The following is a 19,155-nucleotide window of genomic DNA, read 5'->3' as shown; positions in this document are numbered from 1 at the left end:
AACCCGGCGCGGCGTGCCCTGTCACCGATCGTGCGGCGAGGCCGGGTCAGCGCAGCAACCGCTCCACCAGCTGCTCGACGATCGCGTCCGTCGACGTCTTCGGGTCGATCGGCACAGTGAGGCGGTCGAGCATCAGGCCGTCGATCGCGTAGTGGAAGAGCGCGATCTCCTCGCGCGTGCCGGGCAGCCCGGCCTCCTCGTTGAAGGCGACATCGCCCTCGAGCCCGCGCCGGCGCCAGGCTCCCAGCGCTTCCGCGACGGCAGGCCGCCGGGCGGCTTCCAGGCGCAGCTCGAACAGCGCGAGCGCGACGTCCGCCTCGGCGGTGAGACGGGCGACGATGTCGCGGATATACGCCTCGAAAAGCTGTCGGCTGGGTTTCTGCAGCGCGCGAGAGCCGAGCGCCTTCGGGTCCGGCGTGAGGCGCTCCTCGATTCGGCGGACGAGCTCGGCGATCAGCGCGTCTCGTGTGGGGAAGTAGTTCGACGCCGTGCCGCGCGGCGTGCCGGCGGCTGCGTCGACCGCTCGGTGTGTCAGGCCTCGCGCGCCGGCCTCGGCGAGCACGCGGATGCCCGCGTCGGCCAGCATCGCGCGACGGTCGTCGTTTCGAACCATGAGACGAGGGTAGCGCCAACCACGACGGACGTCGTACATTGGCTCCAACCACTGCACTTGTCGTGATTGGAGCCCGCATGCGCGAACTCGTCTACTACGTCGCCGTCAGCCTCGACGGCTGCATCGCTGCCCCCGACGGCGGCTTCGACGCCTTCCTCGTCGAGGGCGACCACGCACCCGTCCTGTTCGAGGAGTACGGCGATGCGATCCCGGCCCACGTGCTGAGTGCGCTCGGGCTCCAGCCTCCCGCCGCGCGCTTCGACACCGTGGTCCTGGGCTGGAACTCGCTGCTGCCCGGCCTCAAGATCGGCGTGGACAGCCCCTACCCTCACCTGCGCCAGTACGTCGCCAGCCGCACTGCGAGGCAGGTCGCGCCGGACGTCACCCTCACGTCCGATCCCGTGGCCACCGTCCGAGAGCTGAAAGCCGAGGAAGGTCTCGACATCTGGCTGTGCGGTGGAGGAGAGCTCGCGGGGGCCCTCATCGACGAGGTCGATCGGCTGGTGCTCAAGCGCAACCCGTTCGCGTTCGGATCGGGCATCCCGCTGTTCGGTCACGCGCCGTACGAGTCGCGCCGCTTCGACCTGGTGTCCGTCCGGCCGTTCCAGTCGGGCGTCGTCGTGGAGGAGTATGTGCGCCGCTGAACCGATGCGGGCGCCCGTGCCCTCGATCAGAGCCCGAGCATCCTGAAGTCGAGGCGCCGGCGAATCCCGGAGGGGTCGTCGGGCCCAAGCCGCGTCAGCTCGCGACCGATGTGCGACGGCGGTCGGCCGCCTCGATGCACAGCATCGTGGGCTCGAGCTCGGCGTCGCTCGCGCCGGCCTCCTGGCGCAGGAAGAGCGTCTGCTTGAAGTCGGCGCGCGCCCCGGCGATGTCGCCGGCGTCGTAGCGGGTCTTGCCGCGGTGCTGCAGCGCGAACGCGGCGATCGAGTTCCATCCCTGGCCCTCGGCCTCGTCGGCACACGTCGACAGCTCGTGCTCGGCCGCGCCGTAGGCGCCCCGCCACTGCTGCACGGTGGCGTGCAGGATGCGCGCGCGCAGCAGATCCTTGCGCGTGCCCGACATGCGTGCCAGGCGCACCGCCTGCTCCGACAGCACGAGGGCCTCGTCGAGCTCGCCGAGCACCTTCAGCAGCCATACGCGCTCGAGCATGGCGGGAAGGCTGCGCAGCTGGCCGATCTCGGCGAGGCGCTCGCGGCACTCGGCGGGGTCGACGATCTCACGCAGGGTGTCCGGGTCGTACCCATGGATGTAGCTCACTCGCCTGGCTCCCTTCCGCGCGCGCATCGGCCCACCCAGTGTCACCGAGGACCCGCGCGAGCGGCCGCAGGCCACGCCCACGACATCCGGATCGGCGCCCCAGGATCGCCGACCACCGACCACCGCCCACCGACCACCGCCCACCGACCGCCACGGACCGCCCCCGGACCGCCCCCGGACCGCCCCCGAGGCAACGCCGCCGATCAGCGCTCGAACAGCACCTCGCTGGGCTTGGGCGATGCGGTGGCGTCGCCGTCGACCGAAGGCCGGGCGCCCTGCACGAACGCGTCGATCTCGGTGCCCTGCGCGACCTTGGCCGGGTGGGGGCCCGCGGCCATGAGCCTCGGCAGCCACTCCGTCGGGAGGGGCGCGGCCGACGCCGCGATCACCAGGTTGCCGAAGCGGCGGCCCTTGAGCACCTGCACCTCGGCGAGCACGACGACCTCGGGCAGCACCTCGCGGATCGTTGCGACCTGCCGGCGGGCGAACGCCAGCCCCGATCCGTCGGCCACGTTCACGAGCAGCACTCCCGCGGGCGCGAGCAGAGCCGCGGCCGCGCGGTAGAACTCGACCGTGGTGAGGTGCGCGGGAGTCTGCGCACCCGAGTAGACATCCGATACCAGCAGGTCCACCGCGCCGGCCATCGCGGCGGGGAGGCGCGTGAGCCCCTCGCGCGCGTCGCCGATCCGGATCCGGATGCCCGCCCCGCGCGGCAGTGGCAGGTTGTCGCGCACGAGGTCGACCAGCGCCTGCTCGATCTCGATCACCTGCTGGCGCGATCCGGGGCGGGTGGCCTCGATGTAGCGCGGGATCGTGAGGCCGCCCGCGCCGAGGTGCACCGCCGTCAGCGCACCGTCGCGAAGCTGGTCGATGACGGCCGCCATGCGGGCGACGTACTCGAAGTGCAGGTGCGTGGGATCGGACGGGTCGACGTGCGACTGGGGCGTTCCGTCGACGTCGACCTCATAGCCGCTCGCGTAGGCGCTCGGCAGGATGCGCGCGGTGCGGCCGTCGGACAGCCGCGCCGACGGTGTCTGCGCGTCGTCTCGTCGCTGCCGGCCCATGCGTCCAGGCTACGGCCGCGAGGCCTCGCTCAGCGGCGCGTGTCGGAGAAGCGCGCGGCGACCGTGACCGCGTCGTCGACGAACACGCGCAGGTCGGTCACATCCAGTCCCTCGAGGCCGAGGTCGTCGGGCGTGAAGGTGCGCCCCTCGAGCGCGCGCATGCGGCCGCGTACGAGGCCGAGCGCGACGCGCACCAGCAGGTTCCCGCTGCCGGTGCGCATCCGCTGCACCGTGACCGATCCGCCGGGGCCGATGCGCACCTCGGCATCGAGCCAGGCGGACGCGGTGAGACGGCCGCGGGCCAGCACCGCCCCGACCCGCACGCGCACGGCATCGCGCTCGGGCTGCGTGACCTGGATGCGCGAGCGCAGGATGCGCACGCCGGCGTCGGCGAGCAGCGGCTCCGCGAGGCGCGCCGTGAGTGCGAGGAGGTCGTCGGGGCGGAGGGTCACCGTCGCATCGCCCTGCAGCCCCTGCGCCGCCCGGTCGTCGATCTCGGCGTTGCCGTGCAGCGCGCCGTCGGCGGTCTCGAGCACGACCCAGTCGAAGGGCAGATTGCGCAGCCCGATCGACGCCGACACCGGCACCCCGGCGAGCTGCATGGGGTCGGCGGTGATGCGCAGCGAGCGCGCCAGCGCAGGCGTGCGTGCGACCACGGCGGGGGCCTCGGCGTGCGTGGTCAGGGGCGCGACGAGGGTGCGCCCGGCCCGGAGGGCGGCCGCGCCCTCCTCGCCCATGTCGTCGTCATCCGTGTCGTCGTCATCCGTGTCGCCCGGATCCGTGCCCCCGGCGAACCGGCTCGGCAGCTCGGCCGATCCCAGCACATCCGCGCGGGAGAGACGCAGGCCCCGCAGGTCGATCTCGAGCGAGGCCAGATCGCTGCCGCGCAGGTCGGCCGAGACCCGCACCGATTCGAGCGCGGTGCCGTCGGTGCCGCGAGCGGCGCTGCGGTGGATCGCCGTCGTCAGCCAGCGCTCGACGACCTCGGCGGCGCCGGGCCAGGCGCCGCTGTCGGTGAGCGTCTCGTCGGACACGCGCTCCTCGTCGACGACGGCGGCGCGATCGGTGATCCAGGCGGCAGCGGACATGCCCCGATGATGCGCCCCCGACGCGAACGCCGGATGACCCGTGGGTTGCCGGTCGGTGACATTCGGCTTGGGCGGCGCTCAGCCTGCGAGCGCTCAGCCGGCGAGCGCTCAGCCGGCGAGCGGTCAGCGGGACTGCGGATCAGCTGCGCGAGCGGGCCCGGATGACCAGCTTGCGCACCTCCTCCACCCACAGCACGAGCGACGCGAGCCCCACCGCGGCCATCCAGTGCCCCAGGTCGAGCGCGGCCGTGCCGAACGCCACCTGCAGCGGCGGCAGGTGCACGACCGCGACCTGCAGCGCGACGCCCAGCGCGATCGCGGCCCAGAGCCGGCGGTTCGCGAACATCCCGCGGAACGCCGACGAGGTGGCCGAACGCGCGTTGAAGGCCGCGAACAGGTTGCCGAGGACGAGGGTCGTGAACGCCGCCGTGCGCGCGACCTCGAGCGAGTCCTCGCCGCCGGGCACCAGGCCGCCCGGCAGCCACAGATCCATGGTCAGCAGCGTCGCGGCGGCCAGCGTGATGCCCGTCGAGGCGATGCCGGCCCACATGGCGCCGTCGATCACGCGCTCGCGCGGTCCGCGTGGCGGGCGGGCCATGACGTCGTCGATCTCGGGATCCAGCCCCATGGCGAGTGCCGGTGCGGTGTCGGTGACCAGATTGATCCACAGGATCTGCGTGGCCAGCAGCGGCACCACGATGCCCTCGCCGCCGGCGTCCGACAGGCCGATCACGCCCACGAGCACGACGCCGAAGAACATCGTGAGCACCTCGCCCATGTTCGAGCAGAGCAGGTAGCGCAGGAACTTGCGGATGTTGTCGAAGATCACCCGGCCCTCGTGCACCGCTCGCACGATGGTGGCGAAGTCGTCGTCGGCGAGCACCATCTTGGCCGCCTCCTTCGTCACCTCCGTGCCGGTGATGCCCATCGCGATGCCGATGTCGGCCGACTTGAGGGCGGGCGCGTCGTTCACGCCGTCTCCCGTCATCGCCACGGTCTGGCCGTCGGCCTGCAGCGCGTCGACGATGCGCAGCTTGTGCTCGGGCGCCACCCGGGCGTACACCGACGTGCGCCGGGCCACGGCGATCAGGTCGGTCTCGCTCAGCGCGTCGAGCTCACGCCCGGTGACCGCGTGCGCGCCACGCGGCGCGATGCCCAGGTCGGCGGCGATCCGCGCCGCTGTGGTGGGGTGATCGCCCGTGATCATCACCACGCGCACACCCGCGGCGCGGGCCTCGGCGATGGCGGCTGCGGCCTCCGAGCGGGGCGGGTCGATGATGCCGACCACCCCCAGGTGCACGAGGTCGCGCTCGGAGGCGGCGTCGACGGCGGGCTCGTCGTCATCCGGGTCGATCTCCCCCGCGACGCGGGCGGCCACCCCGAGCGTGCGGAACGCCTCGGCGGACAGCGCTTCGACCGCCTCGAGCAGGCGCTCGCGCAGGGCGTCGTTCAAGGGCACGGCCTCGCTGCCGACCAGCACGTGCGAGCACCGCTCGAGCAGCACATCCGGTGCGCCCTTCGACAGGATGAGCGCGCGCCCGGATGCGTCGCGGTGCGCGGTCGACATCATCTTGCGCTCGCTCGAGAACGGCACCTCGGCGATCCGGCGCGCGGCGGCGAGCTCGTCGTGCAGCCCGGGGAGCTTGCGCTCGGCCACCAGGAACGCCGCCTCGGTGGGGTCGCCCGCGATCTCCCAGCGGCCGTCGTGCTCGGTGAGCTGGGCGTCGTTCGCGAGCGATCCGGCCGCGAGCACCGCGCGCACCTCGGCGCGCAGGGCCGGGTCGGCGTCGTCGAGCGCCGCGTCGGCCGTGCGCACGTCGCCGTACGGGGCGTAGCCGACGCCCGCGACGTCGACCGACCCCGACGCGGTCACGATGCGGCGGATGGTCATCTCGTTCTGCGTCAGCGTGCCGGTCTTGTCGGTGCAGATCACCGACGCCGACCCGAGCGTCTCGACGCTCGACAGGCGCTTGACCACCGCATTGCGCCGCGCCATCCGCTGCACGCCAAGCGCGAGCACGACCGACAGGATGGCCGGCAGCCCCTCGGGCACAGCGGCCACCGCCAGCGAGACGCCCAGCAGCAGGATGGTCACCCAGTCGGACGCCGTCGAGGGGGTCTCGACGATCGCGATCGTCAGCATGATCACGATCGCGATGCCCACGACGATCCGGCCCAGCATCGAGCCCACGCGCCCGATCTCGCGCTGCAGGGGAGTGGCCTCCTCGGCGGTCTCGTCCAGCATGGTGGCGATGGCGCCCATCTCGGTCGCCATGCCGGTGGCCGTGACCACGGCGCGCGCCGTCCCGCCCGACACGGCGGTGCCACGGAACACCATGTCGGTGCGGTCGCCGAGGGGCACGACCTCGCGCAGCGCGGCCGGGTCCTTGCCCACCGACGCGCTCTCGCCCGTGAGCGACGCCTCCGTCACGCGCAGCGACGAGGCGCGGAGCAGCCGGGCATCGGCTCCCACCTGGTCTCCTTCGGCCAGCTGCAGGATGTCCCCGGGCACGAGCTCCGCGGACGGCACGGTCACGAGCTCCTCGCCGCGCAGCACCGTCGACTGCGCACGGGTCATGACCGCGAGCGCCGCGACCGCGTCGGCGGCGCGCGACTCCTGCACCAGGCCGATCGCCACGTTGAAGGCGATCACGGCGAGCACCACGATCGCGTCCACGGGAGCGCCGTGCCCGCCCTCGATGATCCAGGCGGCCACCGACACGCCCGCCGCGATCAGCAGCAGCACGACGAGCGGATCGCGCAGCTGGGCCAGCACCCGCCGCCACAGCGGCACGGGCGGCGTGCCGCGCAGCTCGTTGGGCCCGTGCCGCGCGAGCCGCCGCACCGCCTCCTCGGCGTCGAGCCCGCGCTCCGGGTCGACCCCGAGCGCGCGCGCCACGTCCTCCGCCTCGGCGAGAGCCGGATCGAGCTCGAGCGCGTCGCTCATACCCCGAGTCAACTCCCCCCGACCCGCGAGAATCCATCGCTGCGCCGAGAATGCCGGTACCCCGGGATTGTCGGCGCGGGCGTGGATTCTCGCCGGGGCGGGCGGATGCGCTCGGGCCAATACGCTGAACGGGTGGATCGCGGACGGGTCGCCCTGGCAGGAGTCACCACGGCGCTGGTCGGGTTTGCGAGCTCGTCGGCCGTCGTGCTGGCCGGTCTGCAGGCCGCGGGTGCGACGCCCGGCCAGGCGGCATCCGGCCTCGTGGCCCTGTGCCTCACGCAGGCGCTCGGCATGCTGTGGCTCGCGCAGCGCACGCGGCTCCCGGTGGTGCTGGCGTGGTCGACGCCGGGCGCGGCGCTCCTGGCGGCGGGCGCAGTGCCGGAGGGGGGATGGCCCGCCGCGGTGGGTGCCTTCGCGATCGCCGGTGCGCTCATCGTGCTGACGGGGCTGTGGCCCGCGCTCGCGCGGCTCGTGGGCGCGATCCCGGGGCCGATCGCGCAGGCGATGCTCGCCGGCGTGCTGGTCGGACTGTGCCTCGCACCGGTGCGCGCCCTCGTGGAGCAGCCGCTGGCCATCCTGCCGATCGTGCTCGTCTGGCTCGTGCTCATCCGGTTCGCGCCCACGTGGGCCTCTCCCGCGGCGTTCGCGGCGGGACTGCTCGTGCTCGGTGTGGAGGCCGCGGCGGGCGGCGGCGTCGACGGCCCCGTGCTGCCGATGCTCGAGCCCGTGCTGCCGGCGTTCGGCTGGCAGGCCGCCGTCGGCATCGCGCTGCCGCTGTACGTCGTCACGATGGCATCGCAGAACGTTCCCGGATCGGCCGTGCTCGCCTCGTACGGCTACCGCGTGCCGTGGCGAGAGAGCATGGTGGTCACCGGCGTCGGCACCATCGCGGGGGCGCCGTTCGGCGGCCACGCGATCAACCTGGCGGCCATCACCGCCGCGCTCGCCGCATCGCCCGACTCGCATCCCGACGCCGCACAGCGCTGGCGTGCCGTGCGCGTCTCGGCGCTCGTCTACCTCGTGCTGGCCGCCGTCTCGACGGCCCTGACCACGCTCGTGGGGGCGGCGCCCGGCGTGCTGGCGGCCGTGGCAGGCCTGGCGCTGCTGCCGACGCTGGCGTCGTCGCTGCGTGCGGCGATGGCCGACGACCATGGCCGCATCCCGGCGGTCATCACGTTCGTGGTCGCCGCGAGCGGTGTCACGATGCTGGGCATCGGCGCGGCCTTCTGGGCCCTGCTGGCGGGCCTGATCGCGCACGCCCTGCTGCGCCGCCGCTGACGCCGCGATCCCGACCGCCCGAGGCTGCGGAGCCTGGGTTTATACCCGAGGTTCAACCCTTCGTCAAGGAACCGCTGGACAACGCGTGTCGGAGCGCGTACAGTAGGTCTTTGCGCTCCTTGGACACCCCTATGCCTTCATATGGTGGTCGGCTGGCGCTCTCGATCCCCGCAGATAGCGGCGCGGGTCGGAGCACACGGGACTGATCCTCGGCGCACCTCACCTGTCGACAAGGAACTTATGGCCCCGCCCGGGCTCATGGAGGTTATCCCCTTGGCTGCTGCGCCCAACGCATCCACCACCACCCCCAAGAACGGTCGCGGAGCTTCCCGCCTCTCGTTCGCCAAGATCTCCGACACGCTCACGGTGCCCGACCTGCTGGCGCTGCAGACCGAGTCGTTCGACTGGCTCGTCGGCAACGACGCCTGGAAGGCCCGCGTCGCCGAGGCCAAGGCCGCCGGTCGCACCGACGTGCCCGAGCGGAGCGGTCTGGAGGAGATCTTCGAGGAGATCTCGCCGATCGAAGACCTGAGCGAGACGATGCAGCTCTCGTTCACCAACCCCTACCTCGAGCCGGAGAAGTACTCGATCGAGGAGTGCAAGGACCGCGGCAAGACCTACGCGGCCCCGCTCTACGTCGAGGCCGAGTTCATGAACCACCAGACGGGTGAGATCAAGACCCAGACGGTGTTCATGGGCGACTTCCCGCTGCAGACCGACAAGGGCACGTTCATCATCAACGGCACCGAGCGTGTCGTGGTGTCGCAGCTCGTGCGCTCGCCCGGCGTCTACTTCGACAAGACCCCCGACAAGACGTCCGACAAGGACATCGTGTCGGCCCGCGTCATCCCGAGCCGCGGCGCGTGGCTCGAGTTCGAGATCGACAAGCGCGACCAGGTCGGCGTGCGCATCGACCGCAAGCGCAAGCAGTCGGTCACGGTCTTCCTGAAGGCCCTCGGCCTGTCGAGCGAGGACATCCTCGCCGAGTTCGCGGGCATCGAGTCGATCGAGGAGACCCTCGCGAAGGACACGATCCTCACCAAGGAGGACGCGCTCCGCGACATCTACCGCAAGCTGCGTCCGGGCGAGCAGGTGGCCGCCGAGGCCGCCCGTGCGCTGCTCGACAACTTCTACTTCAACCCGAAGCGCTACGACCTGGCCAAGGTGGGTCGCTACAAGATCAACCAGAAGCTCGGCATCGACCGCCCGCTGACCGACTCGGTGCTGACGGTCGACGACATCGTCGCGACGATCAAGTACCTCGTCCGCCTGCACCGCGGCGACGAGACGTTCGAGGGCATCCGCAACGGCCAGCCGGCTGAGCTGCGCCTCTCGGTCGACGACATCGACAACTTCGGCAACCGTCGCATCCGCGCGGTCGGCGAGCTCATCCAGAACCAGGTCCGCACCGGTCTGTCGCGCATGGAGCGCGTCGTCCGCGAGCGCATGACCACGCAGGACATCGAGGCGATCACGCCGCAGACCCTGATCAACGTGCGCCCCGTCGTGGCCGCGATCAAGGAGTTCTTCGGCACGTCGCAGCTGTCGCAGTTCATGGACCAGAACAACCCGCTCGCGGGCCTGACCCACAAGCGCCGCCTGTCGGCGCTGGGCCCCGGCGGTCTGTCGCGTGAGCGCGCCGGCGTCGAGGTCCGCGACGTCCACCCGTCGCACTACGGCCGCATGTGCCCGATCGAGACGCCGGAAGGCCCGAACATCGGTCTGATCGGCTCGCTCGCCTCGTTCGCGCGGATCAACTCGTTCGGCTTCATCGAGACCCCCTACCGTCGCGTGGTCGACGGCAAGGTCACGAACGACATCGACTACCTGACCGCCGCCGAGGAGGAGGCCTTCGTCGTCGCCCAGGCGAACGCGAAGCTCAACGCCGACGGCACGTTCGCCGACGACCGCGTGCTCGCGCGTCAGGTCGGCGGCGAGGTCGACCTGGTCCCCGCCGACGAGATCGGCTACATGGACGTCTCGCCGCGCCAGATGGTGTCGGTCGGCACGTCGCTGATCCCGTTCCTCGAGCACGACGACGCCAACCGCGCCCTCATGGGTGCGAACATGCAGCGTCAGGCCGTGCCGCTGCTCCGCTCGGAGTCGCCGTTCGTCGGCACCGGCATGGAGAACTACGCCGCCATCGACGCCGGTGACACGATCGTCGCCGACAAGGCCGGCGTGGTGGCCGAGGTCTCGGCCGACTACGTGCGCCTGCAGCTCGACGAGGGCGGCACGCAGGACTTCTTCCTGCGCAAGTTCGACCGCTCGAACCAGGGCAACAACTACAACCAGCGCGTGATCGTCGACGCGGGCGACCGCGTCGAGGTCGGCGAGGTCATCGCGGATGGCCCCGCCACCGAGAACGGCGAGCTCGCCCTCGGCAAGAACCTGCTCGTGGCCTTCATGAACTGGGAGGGCTACAACTACGAGGACGCCATCATCCTGAGCCAGAACCTGGTGAAGGACGACACCCTCACCTCGATCCACATCGAGGAGTACGAGGTCGACGCCCGCGACACCAAGCTCGGCAAGGAGGAGATCACGCGTGACCTCCCCAACGTCAGCCCCGAGCTGCTGAAGGACCTCGACGAGCGCGGCATCATCCGCATCGGCGCCGAGGTGCGTCCCGGCGACATCCTCGTCGGCAAGGTCACGCCGAAGGGCGAGACCGAGCTGTCGGCCGAGGAGCGCCTGCTCCGCGCGATCTTCAACGAGAAGAGCCGCGAGGTGCGCGACACGTCGCTCAAGGTGCCTCACGGCGAGCAGGGCACGGTCATCGCGGTCAAGGAGTTCAACGCCGAGGAGGGCGACGACGAGCTCGGCTCGGGCGTCAACCGCCGCGTCGTGGTCTACATCGCCCAGAAGCGCAAGATCACCGAGGGCGACAAGCTCGCCGGCCGCCACGGCAACAAGGGCGTCATCTCGAAGATCCTGCCCGTCGAGGACATGCCGTTCCTCGCGGACGGCACGCCGGTCGACATCATCCTGAACCCGCTCGGCGTTCCCGGTCGAATGAACTTCGGCCAGGTGCTCGAGCTGCACCTCGGATGGATCGCCTCGCAGGGCTGGAAGATCGAGGGCTACCCGGAGTGGGCCGCCCAGCTGCCCGAGGCGGCTCGCGAGGCCGCTCCGCGCACCAAGGTCGCCACCCCGGTGTTCGACGGCGCCGCGGAGGCGGAGCTCGCGGGTCTGCTCGACTCGACGCTCCCGAACCGCGACGGCGACCGCCTCATCGACAGCACGGGCAAGACCCAGCTGTTCGACGGCCGCTCGGGTGAGCCGTTCCCGTTCCCGATCTCGGTCGGCTACATGTACATCCTGAAGCTGCACCACCTCGTGGACGACAAGATCCACGCGCGCTCGACGGGTCCCTACTCGATGATCACCCAGCAGCCGCTCGGTGGTAAGGCGCAGTTCGGTGGCCAGCGCTTCGGCGAGATGGAGGTGTGGGCCCTCGAGGCCTACGGTGCGGCGTACGCGCTGCAGGAGCTCCTGACCGTCAAGTCGGACGACATCCTCGGCCGCGTCAAGGTGTACGAGGCGATCGTCAAGGGCGAGAACATCCCCGAGCCCGGCATCCCCGAGTCGTTCAAGGTGCTCATGAAGGAGATGCAGTCGCTCTGCCTGAACGTCGAGGTGCTCTCGGCCGACGGCACGGCTGTGAACCTCCGCGACACCGACGACGAGGCCTTCCGCGCGGCGGAGGAGCTCGGCATCAACATCTCGAGCCGCTTCGAGTCCGCCTCGATCGACGAGATCTAAGCCCGGCCGATACAGAGATTTCCAAACAGGAGACATCAATTGCTCGACGCAACCACTTTCGATGAGCTTCGCATCGGCCTGGCCACCGCCGACGACATCCGTCGCTGGTCCTTCGGTGAGGTCAAGAAGCCCGAGACCATCAACTACCGCACCCTGAAGCCCGAGAAGGACGGTCTGTTCGGTGAGCAGATCTTCGGCCCCTCGCGCGACTGGGAGTGCGCCTGCGGCAAGTACAAGCGCGTGCGCTTCAAGGGCATCGTCTGCGAGCGCTGCGGTGTCGAGGTCACCAAGAGCTCGGTCCGTCGCGAGCGCATGGGCCACATCGAGCTCGCCGCGCCCGTCACGCACATCTGGTACTTCAAGGGCGTTCCCTCGCGCCTGGGCTACCTGCTCGACATGGCGCCGAAGGACCTCGAGAAGGTCATCTACTTCGCCGCCTACATGGTGATCTCCGTGGACGAGGATGCGCGTCACCGCGACATGCCGACACACGAGAACAACCTGCGTCTCGAGATCAAGAACATCGGCGACCGTCGCGACTCGCGCATCGCCGCCCGCCTCCAGAAGCTGGAGGAGGAGCTCGCCGCTCTCGAGGCCGAGGACGCCAAGGCCGACCAGAAGAAGAAGGTCAAGGACGCCGCCGAGAAGGAGATGGCGACGATCCGCAAGCGGGCCGACGAGCAGGTCGCCAAGCTCGAGCGCATGTGGGACGAGTTCCGCTCGCTCGAGGTGGGCCAGCTCAAGGCGGAGGACGACGTCTTCCAGGAGCTGCAGGACCGCTTCGGCCAGTACTTCGAGGCCCACATGGGCGCCGAGGCGATCCAGCGTCGCCTGGCCGAGTTCGACCTGGCCGCCGAGGCCGAGTCGCTGCGCCTGCAGATCGCCGAGGGCAAGGGCCAGCGCAAGATCCGTGCGATCAAGCGCCTGAAGGTCGTCAACTCGTTCCTGCAGACGGGCATGTCGCCGGCCGCGATGGTCCTGGACGTGGTCCCGGTCATCCCGCCGGAGCTGCGCCCGATGGTCCAGCTCGACGGTGGCCGCTTCGCCACCAGCGACCTGAACGACCTGTACCGTCGCGTGATCAACCGCAACAACCGCCTGCGTCGCCTCATCGACCTCGGTGCTCCCGAGATCATCGTGAACAACGAGAAGCGCATGCTGCAGGAGGCCGTCGACGCGCTGTTCGACAACGGCCGTCGCGGTCGTCCCGTCACCGGCACCGGCAACCGCGCCCTGAAGTCGCTGAGCGACATGCTCAAGGGCAAGCAGGGTCGCTTCCGTCAGAACCTGCTCGGCAAGCGCGTCGACTACTCGGGCCGTTCGGTCATCGTGGTCGGCCCGCAGCTGAAGCTGCACCAGTGCGGTCTGCCCAAGCAGATGGCCCTGGAGCTCTTCAAGCCGTTCGTCATCAAGCGCCTGATCGACCTCGGTCACTCGCAGAACATCAAGGCCGCCAAGCGCTCGGTCGAGCGCACGCGTCCCGAGGTCTGGGACGTGCTCGAGGAGATCATCCGCGAGCGTCCGGTTCTGCTCAACCGCGCCCCCACGCTGCACCGTCTGGGCATCCAGGCGTTCGAGCCGCAGCTCGTGGAGGGCAAGGCCATCCAGCTGCACCCGCTCGTCTGCGCGGCGTTCAACGCCGACTTCGACGGCGACCAGATGGCCGTGCACCTGCCGCTGTCGGTGGAGGCCCAGGCCGAGGCGCGCATCCTGATGCTCGCGTCGAACAACATCCTGAAGCCGTCGGACGGCCGTCCGGTGACCCTGCCCGCGCAGGACATGATCATCGGTCTGCACCACCTGACGACGCTGAAGGACGGCGCCAAGGGCGAGGGCCGCGTGTTCGGCTCGGTCGCGGAGGCCACGCTGGCCAAGGACGAGGGCACCCTCGACCTGCAGGCCAAGGTGCGCATCCGCATCCCGGGTCTGACGTTCCTCGAGGGCCAGGCGCCCGAGGGCTACGAGCGCCACGGCCTCGTGGACACCTCGCTCGGCCAGGCGATCTTCAACGACCAGCTGCCGAAGGGCTACCCCTTCGTGCGCGAGCAGGCCGACAAGGGCAAGCTCTCGCAGATCGTCAACAAGCTGGCCGAGGAGTACCCCAAGACCGAGACGGCGGCGACGCTCGACCGGGTCAAGGACGCCGGCTACTACTGGGCCACCCGCTCGGGTGTCACGGTCTCGCTGAGCGACGTCATCACGCCCGCCAACAAGGGCGAGATCATCGCGAAGTACGAGCAGCAGGCCGCGAAGGTCACCTCGCAGTACGAGAAGGGCCTCACGACCGACGCCGAGCGTCGTCAGGAGCTCATCAAGATCTGGACCGAGGCGACCGACGAGGTCCAGAAGGAGATGCGCGCCAACTTCCCCGAGGACAACACCATCAACCGCATGGTGTCGTCGGGTGCGCGTGGTAACTGGCTGCAGATCCGCAACATCGCGGGTATGCGAGGCCTGGTGAACAACCCGAAGGGTGAGATCATCCCCCGTCCGATCATCTCCTCGTACCGCGAGGGTCTGTCGGTGGCGGAGTACTTCATCGCGACGCACGGTGCCCGCAAGGGCCTGGCCGACACGGCCCTCCGTACGGCCGACTCGGGCTACCTCACGCGTCGTCTGGTGGACGTCTCGCAGGATGTCATCATCCGCGAGGAGGACTGCGGCACGTCGAAGGGCCTCGAGTACCCGATCGCCGCGTTCGACTCGACCGGCACGCTGGTCAAGGACGCGAACGTCGAGAACGCCGTGTTCGCCCGCACCCTCGCGGTCGACGTGGTGGCCGAGGACGGCACCGTCCTGGCTCCGGCCGGCTCCGACGTGGGCGACGTGCTCATCGACAAGCTGGTCGAGGCGGGTGTCGAGTCGATCAAGGTCCGCTCGGTGCTGACCTGCGACTCGGCGGTCGGCGTCTGCGCGAACTGCTACGGCCGTTCGCTCGCGACCGGCAAGCTCGTCGACATCGGCGAGGCCGTGGGCATCATCGCGGCCCAGTCGATCGGTGAGCCCGGCACGCAGCTGACCATGCGCACGTTCCACACCGGTGGTTCGGCCTCGGCCGACGACATCACGCAGGGTCTGCCCCGCGTGCAGGAGCTGTTCGAGGCCCGCACCCCCAAGGGCGCCTCGCCGATCGCCGAGGCCGCCGGCCGCGTCACGATCGATGAGACCGACAAGGCCAAGAAGGTCATCATCACGCCCGACAGCGGCGATGAGCCGGTGGTCTACCCGGTGCTGAAGCGTGCGACGCTCCTCGTCGAGGACGGCCAGCACGTCGAGGTCGGTCAGCCCCTCCAGGTCGGCACGCTCGACCCGAAGGAGATCATGCGCGTGCAGGGTGCCCGCGAGGTGCAGAAGTACCTCGTCGGCGGCGTGCAGGGCGTGTACCGCTCGCAGGGTGTGCCGATCCACGACAAGCACATCGAGGTCATCGTCCGTCAGATGCTGCGTAAGGTCACCGTGGTCGACCACGGTGAGACCGACCTGCTCCCGGGCGAGATGGTCGACCTGCGTCGCTACCAGGACATCAACCGTGCGGCCGTGGCCGAGGGCAAGCGCCCCGCGTCGGGTCGCCCGGAGCTGATGGGTATCACGAAGGCGTCGCTCGCGACGGAGTCGTGGCTGTCGGCCGCCTCGTTCCAGGAGACGACGCGCGTCCTCACCGAGGCCGCCATGCAGGGCAAGCGCGACCCGCTCGTCGGCCTCAAGGAGAACGTGATCATCGGAAAGCTGATCCCCGCCGGCACGGGCCTTGCGAAGTACCGCAACGTCACGGTCGAGGCGACGGAGGAGGCGAAGAGCGAGCGGTACCCCAACCGCATCTTCGCGTCGGACGGCGCCTTCGCGGACGGCGACTTCGGCTACGTCGACTTCGACGCGTTCTCGACCGACGACTTCACGCCCGGCACCTACAACTGAGCGTGAATCCGTGAGGAGGGCCCCGGCTTCGGCCGGGGCCCTTCGTCGTTCCCGCGGGCTTGCGGACGGCGAGGAGCCGACATCGCGGCGAGGCTCCGCGAGCGGGGCGGGGGTGCGGGGTACCCTCGGCGGGCGGGGGAGAGTCCCCTACCGGTGAGGAGTGCTTCGGATGAGTGACGCCCAGGGAACGAGCGCCCAGGGAACGGATGGCGCGCCCCGCAGCGGCGGGCGCTACGACGACGAGAACCTCGGAGCCGTCGGGAACCCGGACGTCGCTCCGCAGGATGCCGCCGCGCAGGATGCCGCTGCGGACGCGCCTCGTCAGGATGCAGCCCCGCAGGATGCCCCGATGACCACCCCGCAGGATGGCGCCGCGACCGACGCGAACGACGTCCCCGCCACGCGGCGCGAGGCGCGCGCCGGCACCGGCGAGAACGAGGTCGTGGCCACGCCGTCCGGCGCCGCCCCCGTGAGCCGCCCCGCCTCCGACGACGAGGCGCCGGTCGAGGAGCCCCCGGCGCCTCCGGCCGAGGAGCCCGACTACGCGGCCCTCGCGGCCGACCTCGACGAGCTCGAGAGCCGCGGTGCGAGCACCACCGTCACGACCCGCTCGTCCGACCCTGAGAAGAGGTCGGATCCCTGGTTCGAGCCGGCCGATAAGACCCAGACCTTCACGGCGAGCGACGCGTACGACGCGCCGGCCGCTGAGCCCCGGATCACCGCGAGCGAGCCGATCGCACCGGAGACGTCGGCGACCCCGTCCGCCCCGCCCGCGCAGCTGCCCGTGTTCGTGCAGGCGCCGGAGCCGCCGCGCATGCGCGGCAACCGCGGCGCGGCCGGACTGATCGGGCTGCTGGCCGCCCTCGTCTTCGCGGTGCTGTATTTCGCCGCCACGCTCGCGGTCCGCGCGCTGAACGGCGAGGTCACGCTCGCCAACCTCGCCGACGCGTCGCTGCAGGCGGTCGCGTCGCCGGGCTTCTGGACGACCGTGGTCGTCTTCTTCCTCGGCTTCTGGCTGCTCGGCGCGATCGTCAACCGCGCACGCTGGGCGGCGTGGGTGCTGCTGGGCGTGTTCGTCGGCCTGATCGCGTACGCCGGGCACATCCTGGGCGCTCTCGTCGACGCGCCGTTCTGGCAGATCACGCGGAGCGACGGCATGCGCCTCGTGGGGGAGCAGCTGCTGTCGCCCCTCGCGATCGCCGCGTTCGTGTTCGGCCGCGAGATCACGATCTGGTTCGGTGCGTGGGTCGCCCGCCGCGGCGCGCGCGTGACCGAGCGCAACGCCGAGGCCCAGGCCGAGTACGAGCGCACGCTCGAAGCCGGCCCGCAGCTGAGCTGAGGTCCGCCGCGAACACGCAGACGCAGCCGGGAGCGCCCGGGAGGTTTCCTCCCGCGGCGCTCCTGGCGTTCGCGGTCGCGGCCGATGTCGCGCTCGTGGTGTTCGGCATGGGCATGCTGAGCCTCTTCACGGACCGTGACGTGATCTCGACGCCGGGTCTCGGGCCGGTGCCCGGCCCGCTCGCGGTCGCCGCCTCGGCGCTGGTGTTCGCGGGCACGCTGTGGGCCGTGATCCGCGTGGATCGCCCGGGGTATCCGTCGGTCCTGGGTGTGGCCCTCGGCGCGGCGCTCGCGCATCTGGGCGCGCTGTGGATCCTGGCGCTCGTCTTCGGCGCCGACGTCGCGACAGCCACCGCGGCCGTCGGCGAGGCCGCCACCAGCTGGACGTCGGCGGTCGTGGCGCTGGCCGCCGCCGTCACAGGATGGGGCGCCGTCGCCGTGCGCCGCACCTCCGCACACCGCCCCCAGTGGCCGTGGGAGCGCGAGGACGAGGACGAATAAGCGCATCGGGGCGCGTTCAAACCCTTCCCTCGGCCCCCATGCGCCCTACGCTGGAGCCGTGGAGCGCTCGCTCGAGACGCAGGTCAGCCAGGCGGTGGACGCCTGGCTGCGCTGGGTGCCCCGCTGGGAGCCGGCGACCCACCGCGGGCGCGTGGCGCCGTGTCGCCGCTGCCTGGGTTCGCCGGTGCTGTCGGCCGCCGGTCTCGGATCGGATGTGCCCCACGGCGTGCAGCACGGACTGTCGACGCGCATGAAGACCATCGTCGACCACGCCGTGGCCGACTACACCGCGAGCAACCTGCCGCTGCTGCAGGCCGAGCTCGACCAGCAGGCCGCGCGCAATCGCGCGCGCAGCTACCGGCCCGCCGAGGGGCTCGACCCCGAGTACGAGGGCCTGCCCCTCGACCCCGAGCCGGTGCCGGGCGCCCCTTTCCTGTTCACGCTCTCGGGCCTCGCGAGCGCCGAGGATGCCCAGGTGCCGAGCCTGCCGCCGCTGTCGGAGGAGGCGAAGGCCGCGCTGCGCCGCGAGGTGGCGCTGGCCGACGAGTACGCCAACCTCGTGGGACGCGAGCTGTGCGGCATCCTGCTGCACCACCGGCTGCGCATCCACGCGGCGATCGTGGAGTACGTCGAGCCGCAGGTCGCCGCGCTGCTGGCCGAGCTGTCGGAGGCGCTCGACGCCCCGTTCGACCCCAACGAGGGCGCCGGCTTCTGAGACGAGGCGGCTTGCACCCGCCCGGCCCGGATCCCGGCACGACACGCCGCGACGCGCCCGATGCGCTATGATGATTCGGTGTGCGTATTCGCGCGCCCGCTTGCGTGCGCCGGACTCGACACACAAGGGACCGACCTGCGAACAGGTCACCCCCACGGCATACCCACCACATCAAACGTGCGACACATTCTGGCGCCCGGGTGGGTCTACGTGAAACCCGCAGCGCAACACCGAGCAACACGTCGCGGTGCGGGGGATTCCACCGCTGTCACCGTGCAGCACTACAAGGAGAAAGCAACCAGTGCCTACTATTCAGCAGCTGGTTCGCAAGGGCCGGTCGCCCAAGGTCTCGAAGACCAAGGCGCCCGCCCTTAAGGCGAACCCGCAGCAGGCGGGTGTCTGCACCCGCGTGTACACGACCACGCCCAAGAAGCCGAACTCGGCCATGCGCAAGGTCGCCCGTGTGAAGCTCCGCAACGGCACCGAGGTCACCGCCTACATCCCCGGCGAGGGCCACAACCTGCAGGAGCACTCGCTCGTGCTCGTCCGCGGTGGTCGTGTGAAGGACCTCCCCGGTGTCCGCTACAAGATCGTCCGCGGTGCGCTCGACACCCAGGCTGTCAAGAACCGTAAGCAGGCTCGCAGCCGCTACGGCGCGAAGAAGGGCTGAG

The 19,155-nt window shown here is 70.9% G+C and carries 13 protein-coding genes; 8 read left to right on the top strand and 5 right to left on the bottom strand.

What is annotated here, in order from left to right:
• Positions 1-46: 46 nt before the first annotated feature.
• Positions 47-613: a TetR/AcrR family transcriptional regulator gene (locus ABTW64_RS04270; protein WP_350619522.1), complete on the bottom strand. Its 567-nt coding sequence runs from the start codon at positions 611-613 to the stop codon at positions 47-49.
• Between the two features lie 77 nt (positions 614-690).
• Between ABTW64_RS04270 and ABTW64_RS04265 the strand changes: the two genes are divergently transcribed.
• The gene (locus ABTW64_RS04265) at positions 691-1,257 is read left to right on the top strand and encodes a dihydrofolate reductase family protein (RefSeq protein WP_350619520.1); all 567 of its coding nucleotides are present in this window, start codon (positions 691-693) and stop codon (positions 1,255-1,257) included.
• A gap of 94 nt (positions 1,258-1,351) precedes the next feature.
• On the opposite strand, the gene ABTW64_RS04260 is transcribed toward ABTW64_RS04265, so the two are convergent.
• The 4 genes from ABTW64_RS04260 to ABTW64_RS04245 all read right to left on the bottom strand — a co-directional run bounded on the left by ABTW64_RS04260 (position 1,352) and on the right by ABTW64_RS04245 (position 6,972).
• On the bottom strand, positions 1,352-1,873 hold the full coding sequence (locus ABTW64_RS04260) for a hypothetical protein (RefSeq protein ID WP_350619518.1): 522 nt from the start codon (positions 1,871-1,873) through the stop codon (positions 1,352-1,354).
• A gap of 203 nt (positions 1,874-2,076) precedes the next feature.
• Entirely contained in the window at positions 2,077-2,937 is an 861-nt protein-coding gene (locus ABTW64_RS04255; protein ID WP_350619516.1) for a spermidine synthase, read from the bottom strand.
• A gap of 29 nt (positions 2,938-2,966) precedes the next feature.
• Positions 2,967-4,025 (bottom strand): hypothetical protein, encoded by a 1,059-nt coding sequence (locus tag ABTW64_RS04250; RefSeq protein ID WP_350619514.1) that lies wholly within the window; start codon positions 4,023-4,025, stop codon positions 2,967-2,969.
• Positions 4,026-4,164: 139 nt separating this feature from the next.
• Positions 4,165-6,972 (bottom strand): cation-translocating P-type ATPase, encoded by a 2,808-nt coding sequence (locus ABTW64_RS04245; RefSeq protein WP_350619512.1) that lies wholly within the window; start codon positions 6,970-6,972, stop codon positions 4,165-4,167.
• 105 nt (positions 6,973-7,077) lie between these two features.
• On the opposite strand from ABTW64_RS04245, the gene ABTW64_RS04240 reads away from it, so the two are divergent.
• The 7 genes from ABTW64_RS04240 (at position 7,078) to rpsL (ending at position 19,154) form a co-directional block, all read left to right on the top strand.
• The gene (locus tag ABTW64_RS04240) at positions 7,078-8,250 is read left to right on the top strand and encodes a benzoate/H(+) symporter BenE family transporter (RefSeq protein ID WP_350619509.1); all 1,173 of its coding nucleotides are present in this window, start codon (positions 7,078-7,080) and stop codon (positions 8,248-8,250) included.
• A 273-nt stretch (positions 8,251-8,523) separates the two neighbouring features.
• Positions 8,524-12,015, top strand: a complete 3,492-nt coding sequence (rpoB, locus tag ABTW64_RS04235; RefSeq protein WP_350619507.1) for a DNA-directed RNA polymerase subunit beta — start codon at positions 8,524-8,526, stop codon at positions 12,013-12,015.
• 39 nt (positions 12,016-12,054) lie between these two features.
• Positions 12,055-15,930, top strand: coding sequence for a DNA-directed RNA polymerase subunit beta' (locus tag ABTW64_RS04230; protein WP_350619505.1), 3,876 nt, complete (start codon positions 12,055-12,057; stop codon positions 15,928-15,930).
• A gap of 169 nt (positions 15,931-16,099) precedes the next feature.
• Positions 16,100-17,269, top strand: coding sequence for an ABC transporter (locus tag ABTW64_RS04225; protein WP_350619503.1), 1,170 nt, complete (start codon positions 16,100-16,102; stop codon positions 17,267-17,269).
• Entirely contained in the window at positions 17,173-17,769 is a 597-nt protein-coding gene (locus tag ABTW64_RS04220) for a DUF6121 family protein (protein ID WP_502892298.1), read from the top strand. Before ABTW64_RS04225 ends, ABTW64_RS04220 begins: the two co-directional genes overlap by 97 nt.
• A 58-nt stretch (positions 17,770-17,827) precedes the next feature.
• Positions 17,828-18,484, top strand: a complete 657-nt coding sequence (locus tag ABTW64_RS04215) for a spermidine/putrescine ABC transporter substrate-binding protein (protein ID WP_350619499.1) — start codon at positions 17,828-17,830, stop codon at positions 18,482-18,484.
• 301 nt (positions 18,485-18,785) lie between these two features.
• Positions 18,786-19,154 (top strand): 30S ribosomal protein S12, encoded by a 369-nt coding sequence (gene rpsL, locus ABTW64_RS04210; protein ID WP_018171438.1) that lies wholly within the window; start codon positions 18,786-18,788, stop codon positions 19,152-19,154.
• Position 19,155 lies beyond the last annotated feature (1 nt).

Origin of the sequence: Microbacterium sp. NPDC096154, assembly GCF_040302945.1 — a bacterium.
In the GTDB taxonomy this organism is placed as follows: Bacteria; Actinomycetota; Actinomycetes; order Actinomycetales; family Microbacteriaceae; genus Microbacterium.
Note: the sequence above shows the minus strand (reverse complement) of the source record. Positions and strands in the feature narration are given on the sequence as shown.

Excerpts from the sequence above, each read along its gene's own strand:
- ABTW64_RS04270 (WP_350619522.1), bottom strand. The coding sequence starts at position 613 with ATGGTTCGAAACGACGACCGTCGCGCGATGCTGGCCGACGCGGGCATC.
- ABTW64_RS04265 (WP_350619520.1), top strand. The coding sequence starts at position 691 with ATGCGCGAACTCGTCTACTACGTCGCCGTCAGCCTCGACGGCTGCATC.
- ABTW64_RS04255 (WP_350619516.1), bottom strand. The coding sequence starts at position 2,937 with ATGGGCCGGCAGCGACGAGACGACGCGCAGACACCGTCGGCGCGGCTG.
- ABTW64_RS04250 (WP_350619514.1), bottom strand. The coding sequence starts at position 4,025 with ATGTCCGCTGCCGCCTGGATCACCGATCGCGCCGCCGTCGTCGACGAG.
- ABTW64_RS04245 (WP_350619512.1), bottom strand. The coding sequence starts at position 6,972 with ATGAGCGACGCGCTCGAGCTCGATCCGGCTCTCGCCGAGGCGGAGGAC.
- ABTW64_RS04240 (WP_350619509.1), top strand. The coding sequence starts at position 7,078 with ATGCGCTCGGGCCAATACGCTGAACGGGTGGATCGCGGACGGGTCGCC.
- ABTW64_RS04225 (WP_350619503.1), top strand. The coding sequence starts at position 16,100 with ATGAGTGACGCCCAGGGAACGAGCGCCCAGGGAACGGATGGCGCGCCC.